Below are 23688 nucleotides of genomic sequence, written 5' to 3'. Positions count from 1 at the left end.
CAATATTTATTATAAAATAATTTTTTGATAGAAATTATCTACTGATTTTAATTATTAATGGAAAACTAAGGAGTGAAGATAAAACTAATGAGAGATAGCATATTAATAAAAGGTGCTAAGGTTCATAACTTAAAGAATGTAGACCTAAAAATACCTAGAGAGAAACTAGTGGTATTTACTGGTTTGTCTGGTTCTGGAAAATCTTCTCTAGCTTTTGATACTCTATATGCAGAAGGACAGAGACGATATGTGGAGTCATTATCTGCATATGCTAGACAGTTTCTTGGTCAAATGAATAAACCAGATGTAGAGTATATAGAAGGTTTATCACCTGCAATTGCAATAGACCAAAAAACCACAAGTAAAAATCCTAGATCAACAGTTGGAACTATTACAGAAATATATGATTATTTGAGACTATTGTATGCAAGAATAGGGACTCCTCACTGTCCAAAGTGTGGAAAAAAGATAACTCAACAGACTGTAGATCAAATGGTAGACAAGATTCTTTCGATGCCAGAAAGAACTAAGATACAAATTTTAGCACCAATAATAAGAGGCAGAAAAGGTGAACATGTAAAGGTTCTTGAAAATATAAGAAAAAACGGCTTTGTAAGAGCCAGAATTGATGGAGAGACTATTGATTTACAAGAAGAAGAAGTAAAACTTGAAAAGAATAAAAGGCATAACATTGAGGCAGTAATAGATAGATTAGTAGTAAAGGAAGAAATTAAAAGTAGGTTAGCAGATTCTTTGGAAACTGCTCTTAAGCTATCAGAAGGCATAGTTATCGTAAATATAATTGGAGAAGATGATATATTGTTTAGCGAGAACTTTGCCTGTGTTGATTGTGGTATAAGCATTGGAGAACTTGCTCCAAGGATGTTTTCTTTTAACTCTCCTTTCGGAAAATGTGATAGATGCGATGGACTTGGCACGTTAATGGAAATAGATGAAAATTTGGTTATACCAGATAAAAGCAAGAGTATTTTAGATGGTGCTATTGTACCTTGGGGAAGTGGGAGTTTAAAGGAAGATTCCTGGACTTTTAGTATATTAAAAGCACTTTCAAAGGAATATAAATTTAAGCTTGATACACCAATAGAAAAGTTAAAACCTGAAGTGGTGGAAATATTATTATATGGACTTAAAGGTGAAAAGATAAAGGTTAACTATACTAAAGAAGATCGTGCTATGGAATTTAACCATGCCTTTGAAGGAGTAATCAATAATTTAAAAAGAAGGTATCTAGAAACGAATTCTGATTATATAAAAGGTGAAGTTGAAAACTATATGAGCGATAACCCATGCCCTAAGTGTAAAGGAGCGAGACTTAAGCCGGAAGCTTTATCCGTAGCTGTCGGTGATAAAAACATTTTTGAATTCTGTAGAATGTCTATAAAGGATGAATTGGAGTTTTTAGAGCAGGTAGAACTATCTGAAAAAGACAAAATAATTAGTGATCAAATATTAAAAGAAATTAGAAGTAGACTAAAGTTTCTAATTGATGTAGGACTTGATTATTTGAATTTAGGTAGAACTTCAGGAACTCTTTCAGGAGGAGAAGCTCAAAGAATTAGGCTTGCTACTCAAATAGGATCAAGTCTAGTAGGAGTACTGTATATACTTGATGAACCAAGTATAGGACTACATCAAAGAGATAACGATAAACTTATTGCTGCATTAAAACACTTAAGAGATTTGGGAAATACACTTGTTGTAGTAGAACATGATGAAGACACTATGAATGAAGCAGATTTCATTGTTGATATAGGGCCAGGAGCTGGAGAGCATGGCGGTGAAATAGTTGCTGCAGGAACTATGGAAGAAATAATTAAATGTGAAAAATCAATAACTGGTCAGTATCTAAGCGGTAAGAAAAAGATAGATATTCCATCCTCTAGAAGAGGAGGTAATGGAAACAACATAGAAGTAAAAGGAGCAAAGGAAAATAACCTCAAGGATATAAATGTAACATTTCCACTAGGAACTCTTACTTGCGTTACTGGAGTTTCAGGTTCAGGAAAAAGTACTCTTATTAATGAGATATTATTTAAAGGGTTGAATAAAATAATTAATAAATCAAAGAATAATCCAGGAATGCATAAGGATATTTTGGGAGTAGAAAATATAGATAAGATTATAAATATAGATCAAAGTCCTATAGGTAGAACTCCCCGTTCAAATCCAGCAACTTACACCGGGGTATTTGATATTATAAGAGAAGTATTCTCAAATACTTCTGAGGCAAAAATGAGAGGATATAAACCTGGTAGATTTAGCTTCAATGTTAAAGGTGGAAGATGTGAAGCTTGTAGTGGTGATGGGATAATAAAAATAGAAATGCAGTTTTTATCCGACGTGTATGTGCCTTGTGAGGTTTGTAAAGGAAAAAGATATAATAGAGAAACTCTTGAGGTAAAGTATAAGGGTAAGAATATAGACGATATTTTAAATATGACTGTAGAAGAGGCATTAACGTTCTTTGAAAATATTCCTAGAATCAAGAATAAGATTCAAACGCTTTTTGATGTAGGATTAGGCTATGTTAGACTAGGTCAGCCATCAACTCAGTTATCTGGAGGAGAGGCTCAAAGGATAAAGTTAGCCTATGAGTTGTCTAAAAGAAGTACTGGGAAGACGTTGTATATATTAGATGAACCTACAACAGGGCTTCATATAGATGATGTAAGTAGACTTGTTGATATCCTTCAGAGGATTGTGGATACAGGAAATACTGTAGTGGTCATAGAACATAACTTAGATGTTATTAAGTGTTCAGACTACATCATTGACTTGGGACCTGAAGGAGGAGAAAAAGGAGGAACTATTTTATGTACAGGAACACCAGAGGAAATAGTTCAAAATAAATCCTCTTATACGGGACAATATTTAAAAAAGATGCTATAATTTATATGAGACTTAAGACTAGCATTGACAAAGCTAAGATGCTAGTCTTTTGATATATTTATCGCATAATTAAAATTAAAATTTACTAAGAAAATATACTAATAAGTTTACGAGAAGGTGATTATATGGATCTGAGTAAGCTAAGCTTAATATTTAAAATTATAATTATTGGAATAATTTACATTATAATTTTCATAGCCCTACGTATAATGTATAAGGATGTAAAAAACGGAGGAAGAAAAGTTAGAAGTAGTAAAAAATCCTTCGGATTAGAGGTTATTAGTGCAGGTAATAATTCCAATTTGAGAAGGGGTGGGGTTATCCCTGTTCGAGGAGATATAACAATAGGAAGAAAAAATGATAACCTACTTATATTGGACGACCCCTATGCTTCCAGTCATCATGCTAGAGTATACGTTAAAAATAATGATTGTATTTTAGAAGATTTGGGAAGTACAAATGGAACATTATTAAATGGAGAAAGAATAGAGGGCAGAGAATATTTGAATTCAGGAGATGAGATTAGAATCGGAAGTACATCTTTTAGAGTCATAGGCTAAGCTATTATTTTATTATTTATTAAGCAGAATTTACAAAGTTGGCAGTTGATAGTTGACAAGTATCCATTGTCAACTATTTATATTTATGAATTGGTGGTGAATGCAGTTGGACGCTAGCAGAGATGAAAAAAGACTATTAAGGTATACATATCTTCTATGCTTAATATGTTTTTTTAATTTAGCTATAATCAAACAACCTTTTGACAAAGGAGCAATGGTTATGGCTGTGGTTACCTGTTTACTTGTAGGATACTCCTACTTTATTATAAGAAAATTCTTTTCTGATGGAGACAAATATATATTTATATTTTCAAGCATACTAGCAGTTATTGGAATGGTTATGATCTATAGAATTGACATGGCATCCTCAATAAAACAAATAATATGGTTTGCTTTAGGAGTAACAGGTTTTATTTTAATAGTAGTACTGTTGCCGGACTTAAAAAGCTTTGGTAAATATAAATATATTTACTTGGTAGTTACCATAATCTTTATGGGGATGGCTACTTTGTTTGGAACGGAAATAAACGGTTCAAAAAACTGGATAAAAATAGGTGGATACAGCTTCCAGCCTTCAGAGTTCGGTAAGCTATTCTTGGTGGCCTATCTTGCATCTTCTTTAAAGAACTATAAAAGTTTCAAGGATTTGGTAAAACCGGGACTTGTAGTAATGATATGTCTGGGATTTATGGTTATTCAAAAGGATCTTGGTTCTGCATTAATATTTTTTGGAATATCCATAACTATGCTATATATAACTACCTCTAAGTTCTCCTATGTTGCTACCTGTTTTGGATTATTTGGTGCTGGTGCTTTTATAAGCTATCAGCTATTTGATCATGTAAAGACTAGAGTACTAATATGGATGAATCCATGGCCATATGCCACTGGAAAGAGTTATCAAGTAGTTCAGTCTATGTTTTCTATAGCATCGGGAGGACTTACCGGTTCAGGACTGGGACTTGGATATCCTGAGTATGTGCCTATTAATACAACTGACTTTATATTTGCGGCTTTATGTGAAGAACTTGGAATACTTATAGGCTTTGGAATAATAATATTATACTTTTTATTATTCTATAGATGTATGAGAGCAGCGGTATATGGTGAAGATGAATTTTCAAGACTTCTTGCTGTAGGATACAGTGCTATGATAGCATCTCAAGTATTAGTTATAGTGGGAGGAGTTATGAATGCCATTCCTCTTACAGGTATAACGCTACCTTTAGTAAGTTATGGAGGAAGTTCAATGCTTATAACTTTCTTTTCATTAGGTATAATTCAAAAGATATCAGAAGAGGGTAGATAAATATGAATGATATATCAAATAATATAAAAAAAGTTCTTATAGTCTTTTTGATATGCTTTATAGGATTAATTTCCTATATAACATACTTTGAAATGATTGTAGGCCCTAAAATAGTGAGCAGTCCCTACAATAGGAGACTATGGGTTAAAAGAAACGAGGTACTAAGAGGGACAATTTACGATAGAAATGGTAAACCATTAACTAAAAGCGAGAGAATAGACAAGGAAACTCAAAAAAGAGAGTATACCGGAGGAGAAATCTTTGCACATATACTTGGTTATGTAGATATAAAATATGGTATCACAGGGTTGGAAAGAAAATATGATGAACAGCTTATGTCTACAAATATTCAAGATAACGTAAGAAGTTTAATAAAAAATAAAGGTAGAAATGAAGAAAAAGTAGGTAACAATCTTAAAACAACTCTAGACTATGATGTTCAAAGTAGAGCCTACGAGTTATTAGGAGATAACAAAGGTGCAGTAGTTGCATTAAACCCTAAAACTGGAGAAGTGCTAGCAATGGTTTCAAAACCTTCTTTCAATCCTAATAATCTACAAGAGATATGGAGCTCTATTAATAAAGATGAGAGAAGACCTTTGATAAATAGAGCTACAGCAGGGTTATATCCACCAGGGTCAACTTTTAAGGCTGTAACTGCAATAAGTGCATTAGAGAATATTCCAGGGATATCTAATAGAAGATTTGATGACAATGGCAGTTTGTTTATAAGTAACGATTATTCTCTTCATAACTTCTCAGGAGAAGTCTTAGGAAACATAGGTTTCAAAGAAGCTTTTGTCCACTCAAGTAATGTAGTATTTGGAGGATTAGGACTTGAACTTGGAAATGATAAATTAAAAGCAACGTCAGAAAAGTTTTTCTTTAATAAGGAAATACCAACAGATGGAATTCCTGTTGAGCCAAGTAAGTTTCCTACTTTAAAGAAATATGAGAAGGGAAGTATAGCACAAAGTGCAATCGGACAGAGTAGTGATCTCGCCAGCCCTCTTCAAATGGCAGTGGTAAGTAGTACTATAGCCAACGGTGGAATTATGATGAAGCCTCATTTAGTTAAGGAAGTTGTTACTAGCAAAGGGGAATTAATAAAAAGTATACAGCCAGAGTCTATAGGTCAAATTACTTCCTCGGATGTTGCCAACAGAGTAAAGGAATATATGAAAGGTGTTGTTTCTGAAGGTACTGGAGGAAATGCAGCAATTGAAGGAATAGAGGTTGGTGGTAAGACAGGAACTGCTGACCATCTAGAAGGAGGAAAAGAAGCTACTCCTCACTCTTGGTTCATAGGATTTGCACCTTATAATAATCCAGAGGTTGCAGTAGCGGTAATTGTAGAAGAAGGTGGACAGGGAGGAAAGGCTGCGGCTAGAATAGCATCAGAAGTGATGAGAACTGCTTTAAGAAGATAGTAGAATTATTTAAAACAGGGTAATCTAGTATAGGATATTAAGCTTATGATTAAATTAAATGTCAGCAGAAATTAAAAAATTTCCTGCTGACATTTAATTTTTATATTTTTACAGTTTTCCCGGGAAATTTTGTCCGAAAAAGTAAAATTATTAATTCTTTAATGATATAATATATACAATAATTATATCAGTTATTAATAAATAAAATCATATTATGTTTGAAAATAAAATTATATGAGAAAAAGAGGAGAAAATATGAAGGGTAAAACCCATGCGGGTGTTGGAATAGTTACTTTTTTATCTCTTTGTAATATTTTACCGGGAAAATTTAATTTCATTGGTATTGCAGTGGTTGTTTTTGCCTCAGTATTGCCGGATATAGATCACCCTAAGAGCATTATAAATAAATATATACTTCCTTTTAAAAATAAGGCTACTAAAGTCACTTTATATATTTGCCTAGGTATAGTGGTCCTGTGGTATGATTATTTGTATACTAAAGAACCTGCTATAAAGGCACTAGGAGTATCACTTATAACAATAGCTATATCATCTCATAGAAATGGGCTTACTCATAGTCTTTCAGGAATGATCATATTTTCCTTTATTACTGGATATATAGGTAATATGTATGGTATACATCATTTGATATACTACTTTATGATAGGATATGGAATGCATTTGCTGTGCGATATGGCCACTAATAGGGGAATACCACTGTTATATCCATTTAGAAATAAAAAGGTTAAACTGCCTATTACATATAAAACAAATTCAAGAATTGGTACTACTATAGAGGAGTTACTTATGATAGGTGGACTTTTGTTTACTATATATAAGCTGCCTATAATTTTTTACAAATAATTTTTAGGAGTGATTTTGTGTTTGATTTCCAGTATCAGTTGAAGATTTTGCCTGATAAACCAGGGGTATATTTAATGAAGAATTCTTTAGGTGAAATAATATATGTTGGTAAGGCTAAGGTATTAAAAAATAGAGTTAGACAGTATTTTCAAAACTCAAAAAATCATTCTGAAAAAGTAAAAGCTATGGTTAAACACATTAGTGAGTTCGAGTATATAGTTACAGATTCTGAAATGGAAGCTCTTATACTAGAGTGTAATCTAATAAAGAAATATAGACCTAGATATAATATATTACTTAAGGATGATAAACACTATCCATTTATAAAGGTAACTACTAATGAAGACTTTCCTAGAATATTTATAACTAGAACATTGGCGAAGGATGGTGCAAAATACTTTGGTCCTTATACAGATGTTTCTGCTGTGTATGAAACCATGGAACTTATAAAAAATATTTTTCCTATAAGAAACTGTAAAAGGCTCATAAAAGAAGATGGTGAAAAAACAAGACCTTGTCTCAATTACCATATAGGACTGTGTAAGGCACCTTGTGGAGGGTATATAAGTAAAAGTGACTATGACAAGATAGTTGCTGATGTAGTTGACCTGTTATCAGGAAGAGATAAAAATGTAATTGAAAAATTGAAGGGGCAAATGGATGCTGCCGCAGAAAACTTAGAATTTGAAAAGGCAGCTGGTTTGAGGGATAAATTATTAGCGGTGCAGAAAATTAGAGAAAAACAAAAAATAATAACAGGGAATTTTGAGGACGAAGATTTCATAAATATATATAGTGATGAAAAAGATAGCTGTATTCAAGTATTTTTCTTAAGGGCAGGGAAGATAACTGGTAGAGAACACTTTATTGTGGAGAATACCGGGGATTCTGAAAAGGGAGAAATAACAGCAAATTTTATAAAAGAATTCTATGGAGGTACTGCATATATACCTAAAACTATATATGTGCCGGAAACAGATGATAGAGAATTACTTGAGCAATGGCTAGGTATGAAACGTGGCTCAAAGGTTATAATTAAGATACCGCAAAAAGGAGAAAAAAAAGAAACCTTAAATTTAGTTGAAAAGAATGCCAAGATGACTTTGGAGCATTTTAAGTTGAAATTTATTCAAGATAAAGAGATTTATAAGTCATCTTTACAAGAGCTTTCCAATATACTTAATTTAGAAGATATTCCACATAGGATAGAAGCTTATGATATATCTAACATTCAGGGAGTAGACTCTGTAGGAACCATGGTTGTATTCGAGGAAGGAAGAGCTAAAAATAGTGATTATAGAAGATTTAAAATAAACACCGTAAAAGGTGCAAATGATTATGATAGTATGAGGGAAATCTTAACACGAAGGTTTCAACATGGGTTAGATGAAATAAGGGAAATTCAAGAGAATAAAATAAACTTAAGCTCAGGAAAGTTTTCGGTATTTCCCGATTTAATATTAATGGATGGGGGAAAAGGCCAGGTTAACGTTGCGCTTGAAGTACTAAAAAGCCTTAACATTACTATTCCAGTCTGTGGAATGGTTAAAGATGTTAAGCACAATACAAGAGGATTAATATATAATAATAATGAGCTTATGATAAATCGTAACACTAATGTAATGAGACTTGTTACAAGGATACAAGATGAGGTCCATAGGTTTGCAATAACCTATCACAGAAGCTTAAGAAATAAGAGAGTGCTTCACTCAGTACTTGAGGATATACCTAATGTAGGTGAAAAAAGAAGAAAAGAGCTTCTAAAGAAATTTGGGTCTATAGAAAATATAAAAAAGGCCAACGTTGAAGAGCTCTTACAGACACCTTCTATAGACAGGAAAGCGGCTTTAAGTATTATTGAGTTTTTTGGCAGGAATAAGGAAGAGAAATAAAATGTACACTAGGAAATCAAGTATAAGGGATATAAATCTTGATTAAGAATTGTACATACATTATACTAGTTATGATACATAATTTTAATTTTCAAGGAGAATAGACCATGAATAGATTTAAAAGTTTTAGTACAAAGTTAATGGAAATATTGGATCCAAAAGATATAGAAATAGATTCACTTATGAAAAATCATACATCTTTCAAAATAGGGGGCCCAGTAGATATACTAGTTAATCCAGAAAGCTTCGAAGAAGTAGTAGAAGTTGTGAAATTGTGTAAAAAAGATGGTGTACCATGTTATATAATTGGTAATGGTACTAATTTGCTTGTCAAGGATGGCGGAATAAGAGGGGTAGTAGTTAAGTTATCCAAGTTAGATAAAATAAAGTTACAAGGAACTAAAATAATTGCTGAAAGTGGTGCTCTTTTAAAGGACGTATCGGATTTTGCTTTAGAGAATAGTTTAACTGGCTTTGAATTCGCTTGTGGTATTCCTGGAAGCATCGGCGGTGCAGTTACAATGAATGCAGGAGCTTACAATGGTGAGATATCTTATGTTATAGAAAGCGCTAAAATTATAGACAGTGATGGAAATATAAAAGTTCTTAGTAAAGAAGAGCTGGAGCTTGGATATAGGATAAGTTCAATACTTAAATATGGGTATACCGTATTAGAAGTAACCTTTAATTTAGAAAAAGGGGAATATAGCAAAATAAAAGAGAGAATAGATGATTTAAGTGCTAGAAGAACAGAGAAACAGCCTCTTGAATATGCTTCAGCAGGAAGTACATTTAAAAGACCTGAAGGCTACTTTGCAGCTAAATTAATAGAAGATACCGGTTTAAAAGGCATCAGTATCGGAGATGCCCAAGTATCAGAAAAGCATTCTGGATTTATAATAAATAAAGGTAATGCTACTGCACAGGATATTCTAGACTTAATTAAAATTGTTCAAACAAAAGTTAAGGAGAAATTTGGAGTAGAACTTTCCACAGAAGTAAGAATTATTGGAGAAGATATATAAAATAAAATGGAGAATTTAACATCATATTTGTGTTAAATTCTCCATTTTATCTTGTATTCCTTCTTATAAATTGTTGTGTTATAATTATAAAAGTAAATCCATAAAGTATATATAATGAGAAGGATTTAATTAGCAGTTCATGTGAAAAAAGTTAATAGGAGGAGTGACAATGAGATTTGTTATAGTAACAGGTCTGTCTGGTGCAGGTAAAACTCAGGCTATAAGGAACCTGGAAGATTTGGGATATTTTTGTGTAGATAACCTTCCTCCTACACTAATACCTAAGTTTGCAGAGGCTTGCTATCAAACAGACGGTAAGATAGATAAGATAGCTTTAGTTATAGATATAAGAGGTGGAAAGTTCTTTGATGATTTATTTGAGAGCTTAAAGTACCTTAAAGAACAAGGATATAAGTATGAAATTCTATTTTTAGACGCTTCCGACGAGGTGCTAGTTAAGAGATTTAAAGAGTCTAGAAGAAAGCATCCTTTAGCCCCAGATGGGAGAATATTAAATGGAATATCAATGGAAAGAAACAAGTTAAGAGAAGTAAAGGATAGAGCTGATAATATAATAGACACGTCAAAACTTGCCACTAGAGAACTGAGAGAAGAGATAACAAAGATATATTCAGAAGAGGGACAGATGGAGACTCAATTAATGATAACCATACTCTCTTTTGGATTTAAATATGGCATACCTGTAGATTCAGATTTAGTATTTGATGTAAGATTTTTACCAAATCCTTACTATATTCCAGAGTTAAAGAAGTACTCAGGAAATGATAAACCTGTTAGAGATTATGTAATGAGTTTTGAGGAAACTAACAATTTTATTGACAAATTAGAAGATATGTTACAATATTTAATTCCAAATTATTTAAAAGAAGGAAAAAGGCAGTTGATTGTATCCATAGGATGTACCGGGGGAAGACACCGTTCAGTAACTATAGCAAATGCTATTTATGAAAAGTTGACGAATAATGAGTACAGGGTAAACATTGACCACAGAGACATAGATGAAGACGTTAATAAAGGTGGTAAGAAACTATGAAAATAGTAGATTGGCTTAGACCGGGCATAAAGGTAAAAAGATGGGTTATGCTTGGTGCCATGGGAATATTATTTATAGTATTTGGCGTACTGGAATTTGTTAATAGAAGATTTTATAGTATGTACTATATATCCTTTTATGTATTTTTAATAGTATCTGGTGTTTTTGTATTATATATATCTATAACTCAAGGTATGAGGTCTATAATAGCATTAATAAATAAAGGTTATTTAAGCGTATCTTTAGATTCTAGAAAGTTGGAAAATCTTATATATGAAAAAAGGCTTTTGGTAAAAGGACCTAAAGTTGTAGTAATAGGTGGAGGAACAGGACTATCTACAATGCTTAGGGGATTAAAGTACTATACTTCAAATATCACTGCAATAGTTACTGTTGCAGATGATGGAGGCGGGTCTGGTGATTTAAGAGAAGATCTGGGAATGCTGCCACCAGGGGACATAAGAAACTGTATCCTTGCTCTTGCAGATACAGAACCTCTTATGGAAGAACTTTTACAGTACAGATTTAAAGATGGAAGGCTTAAAAATCAAAGCTTTGGTAACCTATTTTTAGCAGCTATGGATGGGATATCTAGTAATTTCGAGGAAGCAGTTCATAAAATGAGTTCAGTATTAGCAGTAACAGGCAAAGTTATGCCTGTTACTTTAGATAACTTAATACTAAAGGCTAAGCTTAAGAATGGAATGATTATAGAGGGAGAATCTAATATTCCTGAGGAAGCAATTAAGCATAACAGCCGAATTGAAAAGGTATTTATAGAACCTAAGAACGCAAGGGCCCTTAAGGAGGCAGTAGAGGCGATACTAGAAGCAGATGCCATAATTTTAGGACCGGGCAGTCTGTATACTAGTGTAATTCCTAATCTTTTAGTTAAAGATATATCTAATGCAATGCAGAAAACAAAGGCTATAAAGTTATATGTATCAAATATAATGACACAACCTGGAGAAACAGATGGATTTGGTGTAGAAGACCATATAGAATCTATTTTTAAGCACTCAGTCAACGGTATAATTGATTATGTAATTATAAATGTAGGTAAGATTGATAGAGAGCTTGAGGGAAAATACAAAGAAGAAGAATCACATCTTGTAAAAATAGATGAGGAGAAAGTAAAAAAACTCAACGTTAACATTATAGAAGGAGATTTTATATCTATAAGAAATGGTCTGATAAGACATAATTCAGAAAAATTAGCATCGATTTTAATAGAGACTATTATGGAGAAGAAGCTTCTATTTGATAGAAAGAAAATTATTGAATACTTCTACTTATCAGAAAGATTAAAGCAAAATAAGAACAAATAGGGAGAGAGCATATGTCGTTTTCAGTTAAAGTTAAGAATGAGGTTTGTAGATATACGAATATTACCAAAGAAGAAGCAATAGCTGAGTTGTCTGCCATAATGAAAGTTAGTGGTACTTTGCTCCTTGGTGGAAATAAGCAATTTAGCTTTAAAGTTACTACAGAAAACCCTGCTATTGCAAGATTCATATTCAAGATACTAAAAGAACATTTTAACATGCACACCCAGATACTAGTAAAAAAGAGCAATTCCCTTAAGAAAAATAATGTGTATATGATATTAATTACAGAGGAAATGAATGTTAGAGGATTACTTAAACAAGTAGGACTCTTAAAAGAAAATGAAAATGTATTTTCCCTTGATTACAGCATACCAAAAAGAATAATAAAAACAGAGGAGTGCAAAAGAGCCTATATAAAAGGAGCATTTTTAGGCGGAGGCAGTATCAGCAATCCTGAGAAAACCTATCATTTAGAATTTGTTACCCACGATAATGATTACTCAGAAGATTTAAGTGATCTTATAAATGAATATGGATTAAACTCAAAGGTAATACAAAGAAAGAGCAGCTATATAGTTTATCTTAAGGAAGGGGAGCAAATAGTTGATTTGCTTAACATAATAGGAGCCCATGCATCTCTTTTAGAATTAGAGAACGTTAGAATTATGAAGGAGATGAGAAATAACGTAAATAGGCTTGTTAATTGTGAAACTGCTAACTTAAGTAAAACTGTTAACGCTGCAGTAAGGCAGGTTGAAAGTATAAAACTTATTCAGAAAGAAATAGGTCTTGCTAGACTTCCTAAGAATTTAAGAGAAATCGCAGAACTTAGACTGAGTTATCCTGATGAATCCCTAAAAGAGTTAGGAGAAATGCTTAACCCACCAGTAGGCAAATCAGGTGTTAACCATAGACTAAGAAGAATAGAAAAAATAGCTGAGGAACTTAGAAAAGAAGGAAGGTAGGAACAGACTATGTCAAAACATGAGGATATAATTAAATATATACTTTCACTGGAAGTTGGAACAAAAATCTCAGTAAGAAGCATAGCTAACGATTTGGGGGTCAGTGACGGAACTGCTTACAGAGCAATAAAAGATTCAGATGCTTTAGGGATAGTTACTACCATACCTAGAGTTGGAACGGTAAGAATTGAAAAAGTAGAGAAAAAAAATATTGAAGCATTAACTTATGGTGAAGTGATAAATATTATAGATGGAACATTGCTGGGAGGAAAAGATGGTATACATAAGACGCTGCATAGATTTGCTATAGGAGCTATGACTATTGATGCTATGGAAAAGTATGTTACACAGGATTGTCTTCTCATTGTAGGAAATAGAGAAGAAGCACAAAGGCTAGCATTGCTAAGCAATTCCGGTGTTCTTATAACTGGTGGCTTTGGTTGCAGTGATGAAATAAAAAGGTTGGCTAATGAAAAATGCCTTCCTATAATCTCTACTACCTATGATAGTTTTACTGTTGCCAGCATGATAAATAAAGCCATATCAGAAAATCTCATAAAAAAAGATATAGTTTTAGTTGAAGATATTATGGAAAGTAATCCTTATTTCTTAAAGGTTACTGATACGGTAGCGAAATGGAAGGAAGTAATGGTTAATACTAAACATCAAAGGTATCCAGTGGTAGATGATGAGCATAAGGTTGTTGGAGTCATTACGATGAAGGATTTATCTAACAGAGAAAGTGATGATGAAGCTATTGGCAGAGTAATGCATAAGGAGCCTATAACGGTAACTCCTAAAACCACTGTGGCTTACGCAGCTCATATAATGGGGTGGGAAGGCATTGAATTGTTTCCTGTAGTTAAAGGGAAAAAACTAGTAGGGGTTATTACAAGACAGGACGTAATAAAAGCTTTGCAATATATGGCAAGACAGCCGCAAGCTGCTGAGACCCTAGAAGACTCTGTGTTAAAGAACTTTGAATTTGAAACTACTGGAGATAAGGTTCGTTTTTATGGAAAAATAACTCCGGAAATGTTAGATCCTATAGGAACAGCTTCTTGGAGTGCTCTAAATATGCTGCTATCAACTATGGGAATTATGGCTTTGAGACAAAGAAATAACATTAATGTACTTGTTGATAGTATAAATACATATTTTATGAAGCCGGTTCAGGTGGACAGCATTATAGAAATTTATACTGATATAATAGATACAGGTAGGAACTTTTGTAAGGTAGAAATTGATATGTTTAATAGCAAGAAAGATATAATAGCGAAAGCCTTTCTATCAGCTAAAATTATAAGAAGGTAAATTAAATAAGTTCATTTCAGGTAGACGGCATTTGTACTTGCTATCTGCCTTTTTTATTGGAAAAACATATGTTATTAAAAAATACCTAGTATAGTGATATAATTTAAGAGTAATTTGTCAATATTTTAGATAAGCTTTTACGGAAGAGGTGAACTAATGAGCGAAAAAAAACATCAATGGGTAAGTTTACACCAGCATACTGGGTATTCTCTTTTGGACAGCTCTGCCAAGATACCAAATCTTATAGCTAGAGCAAAAGAGCTTGGAATGAAAAGTATAGCTATAACTGACCACGGAGTTATGTATGGATGTGTAGAATTTTATCAAGAGGCTAAAGCACAAGGAATTAAACCGATAATAGGATGCGAAATCTATGTTGCTGGAAAGTCAATGCACATAAAACAAAATGATAAAGAAAATGAAAACCATCATCTTGTGTTACTAGTAAAAAATGAAGCTGGTTATAATAATCTAATGGAAATAGTATCTACAGCTTCTATTGATGGATTCTATTACAAGCCTAGAGTAGACCATGAGTTTCTAAGGCAGCACAGCGAAGGATTAATAGCTCTAAGTGCATGTCTAGGTGGAGAAGTTCAATCTAATATTTTAAACGGAAACTTGAATAAAGCTAAAGAAATAGCGCTTTTATATAAAGAGATATTTAAAGAAGGATTTTATCTAGAATTACAGTATCATGGTATAGAAGAACAGCTAAAAGTAAATGAAGAACTGGTATGTATGTCAAGGGAACTAGACATACCATTAGTAGCAACAAATGATGTTCATTATATAAATAAGGAAGACTATAAATCTCATGATGTACTTCTTTGTATACAGACGGGAAAGACCGTAGAAGAAGAGGATAGAATGAGATACGCCTCTGATCAGTTTTACTTAAAGTCACCAGAGGAAATGCATGAACTGTTTTCCTACGTACCTGAAGCCTTGGAAAATACCCTTAAAATTGCTGAGCAGTGTAACTTTGATTATGAGTTTCATAAGTCTAAATTGCCTAAGTTTCCACTGCCAGAAAATCAAGACCCTTACGAATATATGAGAGAACTTTGTTATGACGGATTAAAGGAAAGATATAATGCTTTAACTGATGAACTTAGGGAAAGACTAGAGTATGAGCTTGGCGTAATAAAGCAAATGGGTTATGTTGATTACTTTCTTATAGTTTGGGATTTTATGAGGTATTCTAGAGATAACGGCATTATGGTTGGCCCGGGAAGAGGTTCTGCAGCAGGGTCTCTTGTAGCATATACTTTAGGAATAACTGATATTGACCCAATAAAGTACGGATTAATTTTTGAAAGATTTCTTAATCCAGAACGTGTGTCCATGCCTGATATAGATAGTGATTTCTGCTACGAAAGAAGAGGAGAAGTAATTGACTATGTAGTGGAGAAGTACGGTGTTAACAATGTTTCTCAAATAGTCACCTTTGGAACTATGGCTGCTAGAGCTTGTATAAGAGATGTTGGAAGAGCTATGAGTTACTCCTACAGTGAGGTAGATAGAATAGCGAAGATGATTCCAACGGTTTTAAATATAACTATAGATAAAGCTTTGGAGTTAAATCCAGAATTAAAAGAGGCTTATGAAGATGAAATAAGAACTAAAGAGTTAATTGATGTAGCAAGAGCTCTTGAGGGATTGCCAAGGCATACATCAACCCATGCTGCTGGAGTTGTTATAGCTTCGAAGCCTTTAGTAAATTTCGTTCCACTTCAAAGAAACGAAGGTAATATAGTAACACAGTTTACTATGGGGACCTTAGAGGAGCTTGGTCTATTAAAAATGGATTTCCTAGGTCTAAGAAATTTGACGGTTATTCGGGATGCAGTGAATATGATAAAGGATAACAAGGGAATAAATTTAGATTTAAATAAGATAGATTATGATGATAAAAAGGTCTATGGCATGCTAGGAGAGGGGAAAACTGTAGGAGTCTTTCAGCTTGAGTCTCCTGGAATGACTGCCTTCATGAAGGAACTTAAACCAGATTCTATTGAAGACATTATCGCAGGAAATAGTCTTTACAGACCAGGACCTATGGCAGAAATACCAAGGTATATTAGGAATAAGAATAATCCAGAAGAGGTAGAATATTTGACCCCTGACTTAGAAAGTATATTAAATGTTACCTATGGGGTTATGGTTTATCAGGAGCAGGTTATGGGAATTGTTAGAAAACTTGCTGGATATTCTATGGGGAGAAGTGACTTGGTAAGACGTGCTATGTCTAAAAAGAAACATAAAGTGATGGAGGAGGAAAGACGGAATTTCATCTTTGGTATAGTAGATGAAGATGGTAAAGTAGAAGTGCCAGGATGTATAAGAAATGGTATAAGTGAAGAAATTGCAAATAAGATATTTGACCAGATGATGGATTTTGCAAGTTATGCCTTTAATAAGAGCCATGCTGCAGCCTATGCTATATTATCTTATCAGACTGCCTATTTAATGTACTACTATCCTACAGAGTTTATAGCAGCTACATTGAATAGTGTAAAAGGGGACAGTGATAAGGTTGCCTATTATTTAAGGTTTGCTAATGAAAAGGGAATTCAGGTCCTTCCGCCAGATATAAATGAAAGTTATGCCAAGTTTACTGTTGAAAAAAATACTATAAGATTTGGCCTATCTGCCATAAAAAACGTTGGAGAGAATATTATAGATAGTATAGTAAAGTCTAGAAAAGCCAAGGGTAAGTTTTTAGATATTTCTGATTTTTGCAACAAAATAGATATTTCTTCTATAAATAAAAGAGTAGTTGAGAGTTTGATTAAGGCTGGGGCCTTTGACTGTTTTAAAGTATATCGCTCAAAAATGCTTGCCGTTTATGAAAAGGTATTAGATGGTATAAGTAGTTCTAGAAAAAAGAACTTAGATGGGCAATTAAGTCTTTTTGCCGGCTTAAAGGATGAAAGTATTAAGATACAGTATCCTCCAATTCAAGAATTTGAAAAGAGACATATCCTAGCAATGGAAAAAGAAATGACTGGGTTATATCTATCAGGACACCCTCTAGAGGAATATGAAGAAACGCTAAAGAAAAATACTAGCGTAAATATTTCTGATATAGTAGCAAGTGAATCCTTAGAAGAGGGGATAATTCAAGAATCAAAATTAAAGGATGGAGATAAAGTAATAATTGGAGGAATAATAGCAGCAGTAACAAAAAAGTTTACGAAAAATAATGATATGATGGCTTTTATAACTGTAGAAGATTTATATAGTACAATCGAAGTGGTTGTATTTCCGAAAGTATTTCAAAGGCATAAGGGTCTAGTCAATGAGGACAGTATGGTATTAATAAAGGGAAGGGTCAGCATAAGAGAAGAAGAACAACCTAAGATATTATGTGAAAGTATTGAACCCTTACTTAAAGCTAACACGGGAAGTTTATACCTGTTAATTGAGGATGAAAGAACTTTGAAGGTCTTGCTGCCGGAAGTTAAATCTCTACTGATAAGCTTCAAAGGAAACACTCCTGTTTATCTATGTACGAAGAAAGAAAGAAAGAAGTTTAGATTGGATACTGAGTTTTGGGTTAATGAAGACTTGGAACTTATGTCCACTTTGAGAAGGAAATTTGGGGATGATTCAATTAAGATAATATAGGTTTTTAAGTATATTTTCTTAGTACAATAAACAAAATATTAGAGAGGATAGATGTACATATCTTCTCTAAAACTCCTTATATATTAATTAACAATAAATACCGAAAATACTCTTAAAAATAAATAATATCATGTGATGAAAAAAGGCTAAATATGTGATATAATAAAAATACTTTACTTATAGAATATCAAAATAAATATTGTATAATGTGCGTGGGACATAAAATGTCCCAGTGGTCATAGGAGGTATAGATATGAGAACAATAGCTGTGTTAACAAGTGGTGGAGATGCACCTGGAATGAATGCTGCTATAAGAGCAGTAGTGAGAGCAGGATTAGAAAAAGGTCTAAACGTAATGGGAGTAAGAAGAGGATATAGTGGGCTAATTAACGGCGAAATTATACCTATGGATAGACATAGTGTGGCTGACATTATACAAAGAGGTGGAACTATTTTAAGAACCGCACGTTGTGAGGAATTTAGAACAGAAGAAGGAAGAAAAAGAGGAGCAAATATACTAAAAACCTTCGGAATTGATGGACTTGTAGTAATAGGTGGAGATGGTTCTTTTAAAGGAGCACAATTATTATCAAAACTAGGTATAGCAACAGTGGGGATACCGGGAACTATTGATAACGATCTTCCATATACTGAGTATACTATAGGATTTGATACCGCTGTAAACACAGTTTTAGATGCAATTAATAAGATAAGAGATACTTCAACATCACATGAAAGAGTAAGTATTATCGAAGTTATGGGTAGAAATTGTGGAGATATAGCACTTTATGCAGGTCTTGCAGGTGGAGCAGAAAGTATAATTGTACCAGAAAAAGGATATAATCAAGATAAGCTATGCAGAACCATACTTGAAGGAAAATTAAGAGGTAAAATGCATAATCTAATTCTATTAGCAGAAGGTATTGGAGGAGCAGAAGAACTAGCTAAGACTGTAGCTGAGGTTACAGGAATGGAAGCTAGGGCTACTAAGCTTGGTCATATCCAAAGAGGCGGAAGTCCAACTTGTATGGATAGAGTATGGGCATCAAGAATGGGATATAGAGCTATTGAGCTGTTAGAAGAGGGAAAATCCTCTAGAGTAGTTGGAGTTAAAGACGGAAAAATATTTGACGAAGACATAGATGATGCTCTAGCAGTACCAAGACAATTTGATGAAAAACTATATGAAATTGCTAATGCGTTATCATACTAAAATATATAAATAAATTTTAAGTGGATGTTAAGGAGAGTAAGCTATGCAAAAGACTAAAATGATTTTTACAATTGGACCAGCCAGTGATTCGGAAGAAGTTTTATCTAAACTTATCGAAGCTGGAATGAGTTGTTCAAGACATAACTTTTCTCATGGAGATCATGCTGAACATGGAGAAAGAATTAAGCTTGTAAAGAAGTTAAGGGAAAAATATAATAAACCAATAGGAATAGTGCTTGACACTAAGGGACCAGAGATAAGAACAGGATATTTTCCTGAAAAGGTAGAATTAGTTGAAGGAACAAAGTTTACTATAGTTTGTGGCGAAGATGTAGATGGAGATGCTACAAGATGTAATTTAAGTTATCGTGAACTATACAAAGATGTTAAACCAGGAGACATGATACTAATGGCTGATGGTTTAATTGGACTTGAGATTCAAGAAGTAAAGGGAACTGATATACACTGTATAGTAAGAAATAGTGGAATGATAAGCACTAAAAAGAACGTTAACGTACCAAATGTAAAAACAAACCTTCCTTCTTTCACAGACAAAGATGTTGAGGATTTAAGATTTGGTTGCGAAATAGGTGTAGATTATATAGCAGCATCTTTTATAAGAAAAGCTTCAGATGTTCTAGCTATTAGAAAGCTATTAGAACAATTTGGTGGACATGATATACAAATAATTTCTAAAATAGAGAACCAAGAAGGTGTTGATAACATTGATGAAATAATCAAGTTTTCAGACGGAATAATGGTTGCTAGAGGGGATATGGGTTCAGAAATTCCAATAGAAAGAGTACCATCAGCTCAAAAAATGATAATTGAAAAATGTAATAGAGCAGGTAAATTTGTAGTAACAGCTACACAAATGTTAGATTCTATGGAGAGAAACCCAAGACCAACAAGAGCAGAAGCTTCCGACGTAGCTAATGCTATATTCGATGGTACTGATGCTTTAATGCTAAGTGGAGAATCTGCAAATGGAAAGTGGCCTGTGGAAGCTGCTCAAACAATGTCAAGAATAGCTATAGAAGCTGAATCTAGATTAAAGTATGAAGAAATTTTAAGTAAGAAGAGAGAAACTCATATACAAAATGTACCTAATGCTATAAGTCTTGCTACTTGCACAACTGCATCAGAATTAAATGCATCAGCTATAATAACAGCTACTCAAAGCGGTCATACAGCAAGAATGGTTTCAAAATATAGATCAGCTTGTCCTGTAATAGCCGTTACTTCAAGTGAAAGTGTAGCTAGAAAATTAGCATTAAACTGGGGTGTATTCCCTATAACTACAGATAAGGTTCAGTCAACAGACGAGTTAATAGAAAAATCTGTTGATATATCACTAAAAACTGGGTATGTAAAGAAAGGGGATCTAGTTGTAATAGCTGCTGGAATTCCTGTAAGTTACTCAGGAACTACAAATATGCTTAAAGTTCATGTTGTAGGAGATATATTAGTTCAAGGTAGAGGTGCTGGAAACAAGCCAGGATATGGTACAGCTAAAATTGCTAATAGTGCTAAACAGGCAGATGAGATTATAGAAAAAGGAGATATCTTAGTTGTAAAAAACCTAGATAGAGAATATATAAATGTATTAGATAGAGTATCAGGTATTATAGCTGAGGAAGGCGGGTTAACTTCTCATCTTGCTATAGAATGTATTTCACAAGAGATTCCATTAATTTGCAATGCAGGTGGAGCTACTGAGGTATTAAAAACCGGATCTTTTATCACTATGGATGTTACAAGAGGTATTGTATATAACGGCAGAACAAATATAATGTAATATAAAGGACTACTGGTAAAAGCTAGTAGTCCTTTATACTGAAAATAAAATTTAGTAATTAAGATATTTATAATTATTTTTTTCTAAATATAACGACAAAAATCAACAAATAAACTATAGTTACGTAAGAATTAAACTTATGTTAGAAAATCAAGTTAAGATTTAATAGATAAGTTTTTAAGTTTTTATTGGAAATTTATATTAAAGTAATGTATAATAAGAAAACATATGGTTAAAATAACAAAATGAGAAAATAAGAGACAACTGATTCTATTTACTTTTAGCACCTTTCTGATAAAGGTGCAATTTTTTTAAAGTATAAAATTCCTCGAAATTTAGAAAACTATATTTATAGATAGTAAAGGGGAGGAATTTTTATGAGTGGAAAGTTAAGATGTAGCGCAAAAAATTGCTATAATAATGTAAATGAATTTTGTATAGCAAGTAGTATTCATGTAATGGGGGAAGAAGCAAACACTAGTCCAGATACTATGTGTGATACTTTTCTTGAAAAAACAGATGCAGATGCCATGTCACATTTTACAAATAGAAATCTAGCAGGTGAGTTTAGACAGCTTTTTAGTGCAGATACGGTAGAGCTAAGTCCCGATATAGTTTGTGAAGCTCAGAACTGTGTATATAATGTAAACAGAATATGTAGCGCTGATTTTGTTCAAGTACATGGGCCAAATGCTCGAACAAGTGAAAGTACTGAATGTGAGACCTTCAGAGAAAATGAGTAAAAAGCGGATTTTTCCGCTTATTTTTATTTAAATTATTTGATAGACAAATTACAAGGAAAAATGTAGAATATGGAGAGAGAATTTGATAGAGTAGGTGAAAGTATGAGTAGAATTATTCCTGTAGAAAAGAATAGAGAATATATATTAGATATAAGCAGTATGGGTTATGAGGGGGAAGGAGTTGGCAAAGTAGAGGATTTTACGATATTTGTTCCTGGAGCTTTGGTAAAGGAAAAGGTAAAAGTAAAAATTGTGAAGGTAAATAAAAACTTTGCCTTTGGAAAGCTTATAGAGGTGATTGATAAATCACAACATAGGAGTGAACCGGTATGTGGAATATATAAAAGGTGTGGGGGATGTCAGTTACAACATTTTAATTATCAAGCCCAGTTAAAGTTTAAGAAACAAAGAGTACAAGACTGTATTAATAGGATTGGGAAACTTAATATAAAGGGTTCAGAGGAAAAGAAAGTTAAAGACAATACAGTAAATAGTGATGAAGGAATAGTATTACACGATACAATAGGCATGGAGACACCTTATAGGTATAGAAACAAAGTACAGCTTCCAGTAGGAAGAAGAGATGGTGAAGTGCAGATAGGCTTTTATGCTCCAAGAAGCCATGAAATAATACATATGGACTCCTGTAGTATTCAAGATGAAATAGCTGATAAAGTAGTTCTCTTGATGAAATCATGGATTGAGAAATATAGTATAGAGCCTTATAATGAGGAGCAGCATAGTGGACTGATAAGACACATTATGGTTAGAAGAGGTTTTAAAACCGGTGAGGTAATGGTTGTTATAGTAACAAGGACTGAGGAATTGCCTCATAAAGAAGAGTTTATAAAGCTAATGGCTGAAAATATTAAGGGTATAAAAAGTATTATACAAAATATAAACAATAAGAAAACTAATGTTGTCTTAGGAGAAAATAACATAACCCTATGGGGAAGTGACATTATAAGTGATTATATAGGAGAATTTAAATTTAATATATCACCACTTTCATTTTTTCAGGTAAATCCAGTGCAAACGGAAACTTTATATAATAAGGCATTAGAATATGCTAATTTAACTGGAGATGAAACTGTCTTTGATGCCTATTGCGGAACAGGTACTATATCACTATTTTTATCACAAAAGGCTAAAAAGGTTTATGGGGTGGAGATTGTTCCTCAAGCTATAGAAAATGCAAAGGTGAATGCAGTACAGAATAATATTAAAAACGCAGAATTTATAGTAGGACAATCTGAAAAGGTCATTCCTGCGCTTATTGAAGAAGGAGTATATGCAGAAGTTGTTGTAGTTGATCCTCCTAGAAAGGGCTGTGAAAGAATTCTTTTAGAGGCAATAGCTAAGATGAAGCCTAAAAGAATAGTATATGTATCCTGTGACCCAGGAACCTTAGCTAGAGATTTGGCTGTATTGGATGAGTTGGGGTACGGAACTAAGGAAATTCAGCCAGTAGATATGTTTCCTCAGACCGCTCATGTGGAATGTGTCGCGAGGATAGAGAGTAAATAGGCTGATATGAAGGTGTTAGAGAGATTTAATCTTTTTTTATGTGTATTTCATATTTTCTTAGACTAAGAGTCTGTGCATAAATACTGAAAAACAGCAGTGACCAAGTAGGTGTATAAGAGTATA

Annotated in this window: 16 protein-coding genes; all 16 read left to right on the top strand. The window is 33.1% G+C overall.

Annotated features, from left to right (window positions below; all coding sequences use genetic code 11):
• Nucleotides 1-87: 87 nt before the first annotated feature.
• Complete coding sequence (gene uvrA, locus N4T77_RS07410; RefSeq protein ID WP_261671122.1) at nt 88-2910, top strand: excinuclease ABC subunit UvrA; 2823 nt, start codon at nt 88-90, stop codon at nt 2908-2910.
• A gap of 125 nt (nt 2911-3035) precedes the next feature.
• The gene (locus N4T77_RS07405) at nt 3036-3470 is read left to right on the top strand and encodes an FHA domain-containing protein (RefSeq protein WP_261671121.1); all 435 of its coding nucleotides are present in this window, start codon (nt 3036-3038) and stop codon (nt 3468-3470) included.
• Nucleotides 3471-3576: 106 nt separating this feature from the next.
• The gene (locus N4T77_RS07400; protein ID WP_261671120.1) at nt 3577-4779 is read left to right on the top strand and encodes an FtsW/RodA/SpoVE family cell cycle protein; all 1203 of its coding nucleotides are present in this window, start codon (nt 3577-3579) and stop codon (nt 4777-4779) included.
• Between the two features lie 2 nt (nt 4780-4781).
• Nucleotides 4782-6209, top strand: coding sequence for a penicillin-binding protein 2 (locus N4T77_RS07395; protein ID WP_261671119.1), 1428 nt, complete (start codon nt 4782-4784; stop codon nt 6207-6209).
• A gap of 255 nt (nt 6210-6464) precedes the next feature.
• Nucleotides 6465-7073 (top strand): metal-dependent hydrolase, encoded by a 609-nt coding sequence (locus tag N4T77_RS07390; protein ID WP_261671246.1) that lies wholly within the window; start codon nt 6465-6467, stop codon nt 7071-7073.
• Nucleotides 7074-7090: 17 nt separating this feature from the next.
• Complete coding sequence (gene uvrC / locus N4T77_RS07385; protein WP_261671118.1) at nt 7091-8965, top strand: excinuclease ABC subunit UvrC; 1875 nt, start codon at nt 7091-7093, stop codon at nt 8963-8965.
• 107 nt (nt 8966-9072) lie between these two features.
• On the top strand, nt 9073-9990 hold the full coding sequence (gene murB / locus N4T77_RS07380) for a UDP-N-acetylmuramate dehydrogenase (RefSeq protein WP_261671117.1): 918 nt from the start codon (nt 9073-9075) through the stop codon (nt 9988-9990).
• Between the two features lie 169 nt (nt 9991-10159).
• Nucleotides 10160-11044, top strand: coding sequence for an RNase adapter RapZ (rapZ, locus tag N4T77_RS07375; protein WP_261671116.1), 885 nt, complete (start codon nt 10160-10162; stop codon nt 11042-11044).
• Nucleotides 11041-12372, top strand: coding sequence for a gluconeogenesis factor YvcK family protein (gene yvcK / locus N4T77_RS07370; RefSeq protein WP_261671115.1), 1332 nt, complete (start codon nt 11041-11043; stop codon nt 12370-12372). The genes rapZ and yvcK overlap by 4 nt, the downstream gene beginning before the upstream one ends.
• 11 nt (nt 12373-12383) lie before the next feature.
• Entirely contained in the window at nt 12384-13337 is a 954-nt protein-coding gene (gene whiA, locus N4T77_RS07365) for a DNA-binding protein WhiA (protein ID WP_261671114.1), read from the top strand.
• 9 nt (nt 13338-13346) lie between these two features.
• Complete coding sequence (locus N4T77_RS07360) at nt 13347-14651, top strand: DRTGG domain-containing protein (protein WP_261671113.1); 1305 nt, start codon at nt 13347-13349, stop codon at nt 14649-14651.
• Between the two features lie 156 nt (nt 14652-14807).
• A complete protein-coding gene (locus tag N4T77_RS07355) occupies nt 14808-18284 on the top strand; it encodes a DNA polymerase III subunit alpha (RefSeq protein ID WP_261671112.1) in 3477 nt (1158 codons plus the stop codon).
• A 253-nt stretch (nt 18285-18537) separates the two neighbouring features.
• Nucleotides 18538-19497, top strand: coding sequence for a 6-phosphofructokinase (gene pfkA / locus N4T77_RS07350; RefSeq protein WP_261671111.1), 960 nt, complete (start codon nt 18538-18540; stop codon nt 19495-19497).
• A gap of 43 nt (nt 19498-19540) precedes the next feature.
• A complete protein-coding gene (pyk, locus tag N4T77_RS07345; protein WP_261671110.1) occupies nt 19541-21295 on the top strand; it encodes a pyruvate kinase in 1755 nt (584 codons plus the stop codon).
• Nucleotides 21296-21672: 377 nt separating this feature from the next.
• Nucleotides 21673-22038, top strand: coding sequence for a DUF1540 domain-containing protein (locus N4T77_RS07340; protein WP_261671109.1), 366 nt, complete (start codon nt 21673-21675; stop codon nt 22036-22038).
• 69 nt (nt 22039-22107) lie between these two features.
• Entirely contained in the window at nt 22108-23565 is a 1458-nt protein-coding gene (gene rlmD / locus N4T77_RS07335; RefSeq protein WP_396125096.1) for a 23S rRNA (uracil(1939)-C(5))-methyltransferase RlmD, read from the top strand.
• Nucleotides 23566-23688 lie beyond the last annotated feature (123 nt).

The organism is Clostridium sp. CX1, assembly GCF_025398335.1.
Classification (GTDB): Bacteria; Bacillota; Clostridia; order Clostridiales; family Clostridiaceae; genus Clostridium_AM; species Clostridium_AM tanneri.
This window is presented reverse-complemented; position numbering and strand designations above follow the sequence as displayed.

Coding starts and splice junctions, on each gene's coding strand:
- yvcK (WP_261671115.1), top strand. CDS start 11,041: ATGAAAATAGTAGATTGGCTTAGACCGGGCATAAAGGTAAAAAGATGG.
- N4T77_RS07340 (WP_261671109.1), top strand. CDS start 21,673: ATGAGTGGAAAGTTAAGATGTAGCGCAAAAAATTGCTATAATAATGTA.
- pfkA (WP_261671111.1), top strand. CDS start 18,538: ATGAGAACAATAGCTGTGTTAACAAGTGGTGGAGATGCACCTGGAATG.
- N4T77_RS07395 (WP_261671119.1), top strand. CDS start 4,782: ATGAATGATATATCAAATAATATAAAAAAAGTTCTTATAGTCTTTTTG.
- uvrA (WP_261671122.1), top strand. CDS start 88: ATGAGAGATAGCATATTAATAAAAGGTGCTAAGGTTCATAACTTAAAG.
- N4T77_RS07360 (WP_261671113.1), top strand. CDS start 13,347: ATGTCAAAACATGAGGATATAATTAAATATATACTTTCACTGGAAGTT.
- N4T77_RS07390 (WP_261671246.1), top strand. CDS start 6,465: ATGAAGGGTAAAACCCATGCGGGTGTTGGAATAGTTACTTTTTTATCT.
- rapZ (WP_261671116.1), top strand. CDS start 10,160: ATGAGATTTGTTATAGTAACAGGTCTGTCTGGTGCAGGTAAAACTCAG.
- rlmD (WP_396125096.1), top strand. CDS start 22,108: ATGGAGAGAGAATTTGATAGAGTAGGTGAAAGTATGAGTAGAATTATT.
- N4T77_RS07405 (WP_261671121.1), top strand. CDS start 3,036: ATGGATCTGAGTAAGCTAAGCTTAATATTTAAAATTATAATTATTGGA.
- murB (WP_261671117.1), top strand. CDS start 9,073: ATGAATAGATTTAAAAGTTTTAGTACAAAGTTAATGGAAATATTGGAT.
- whiA (WP_261671114.1), top strand. CDS start 12,384: ATGTCGTTTTCAGTTAAAGTTAAGAATGAGGTTTGTAGATATACGAAT.
- pyk (WP_261671110.1), top strand. CDS start 19,541: ATGCAAAAGACTAAAATGATTTTTACAATTGGACCAGCCAGTGATTCG.
- N4T77_RS07355 (WP_261671112.1), top strand. CDS start 14,808: ATGAGCGAAAAAAAACATCAATGGGTAAGTTTACACCAGCATACTGGG.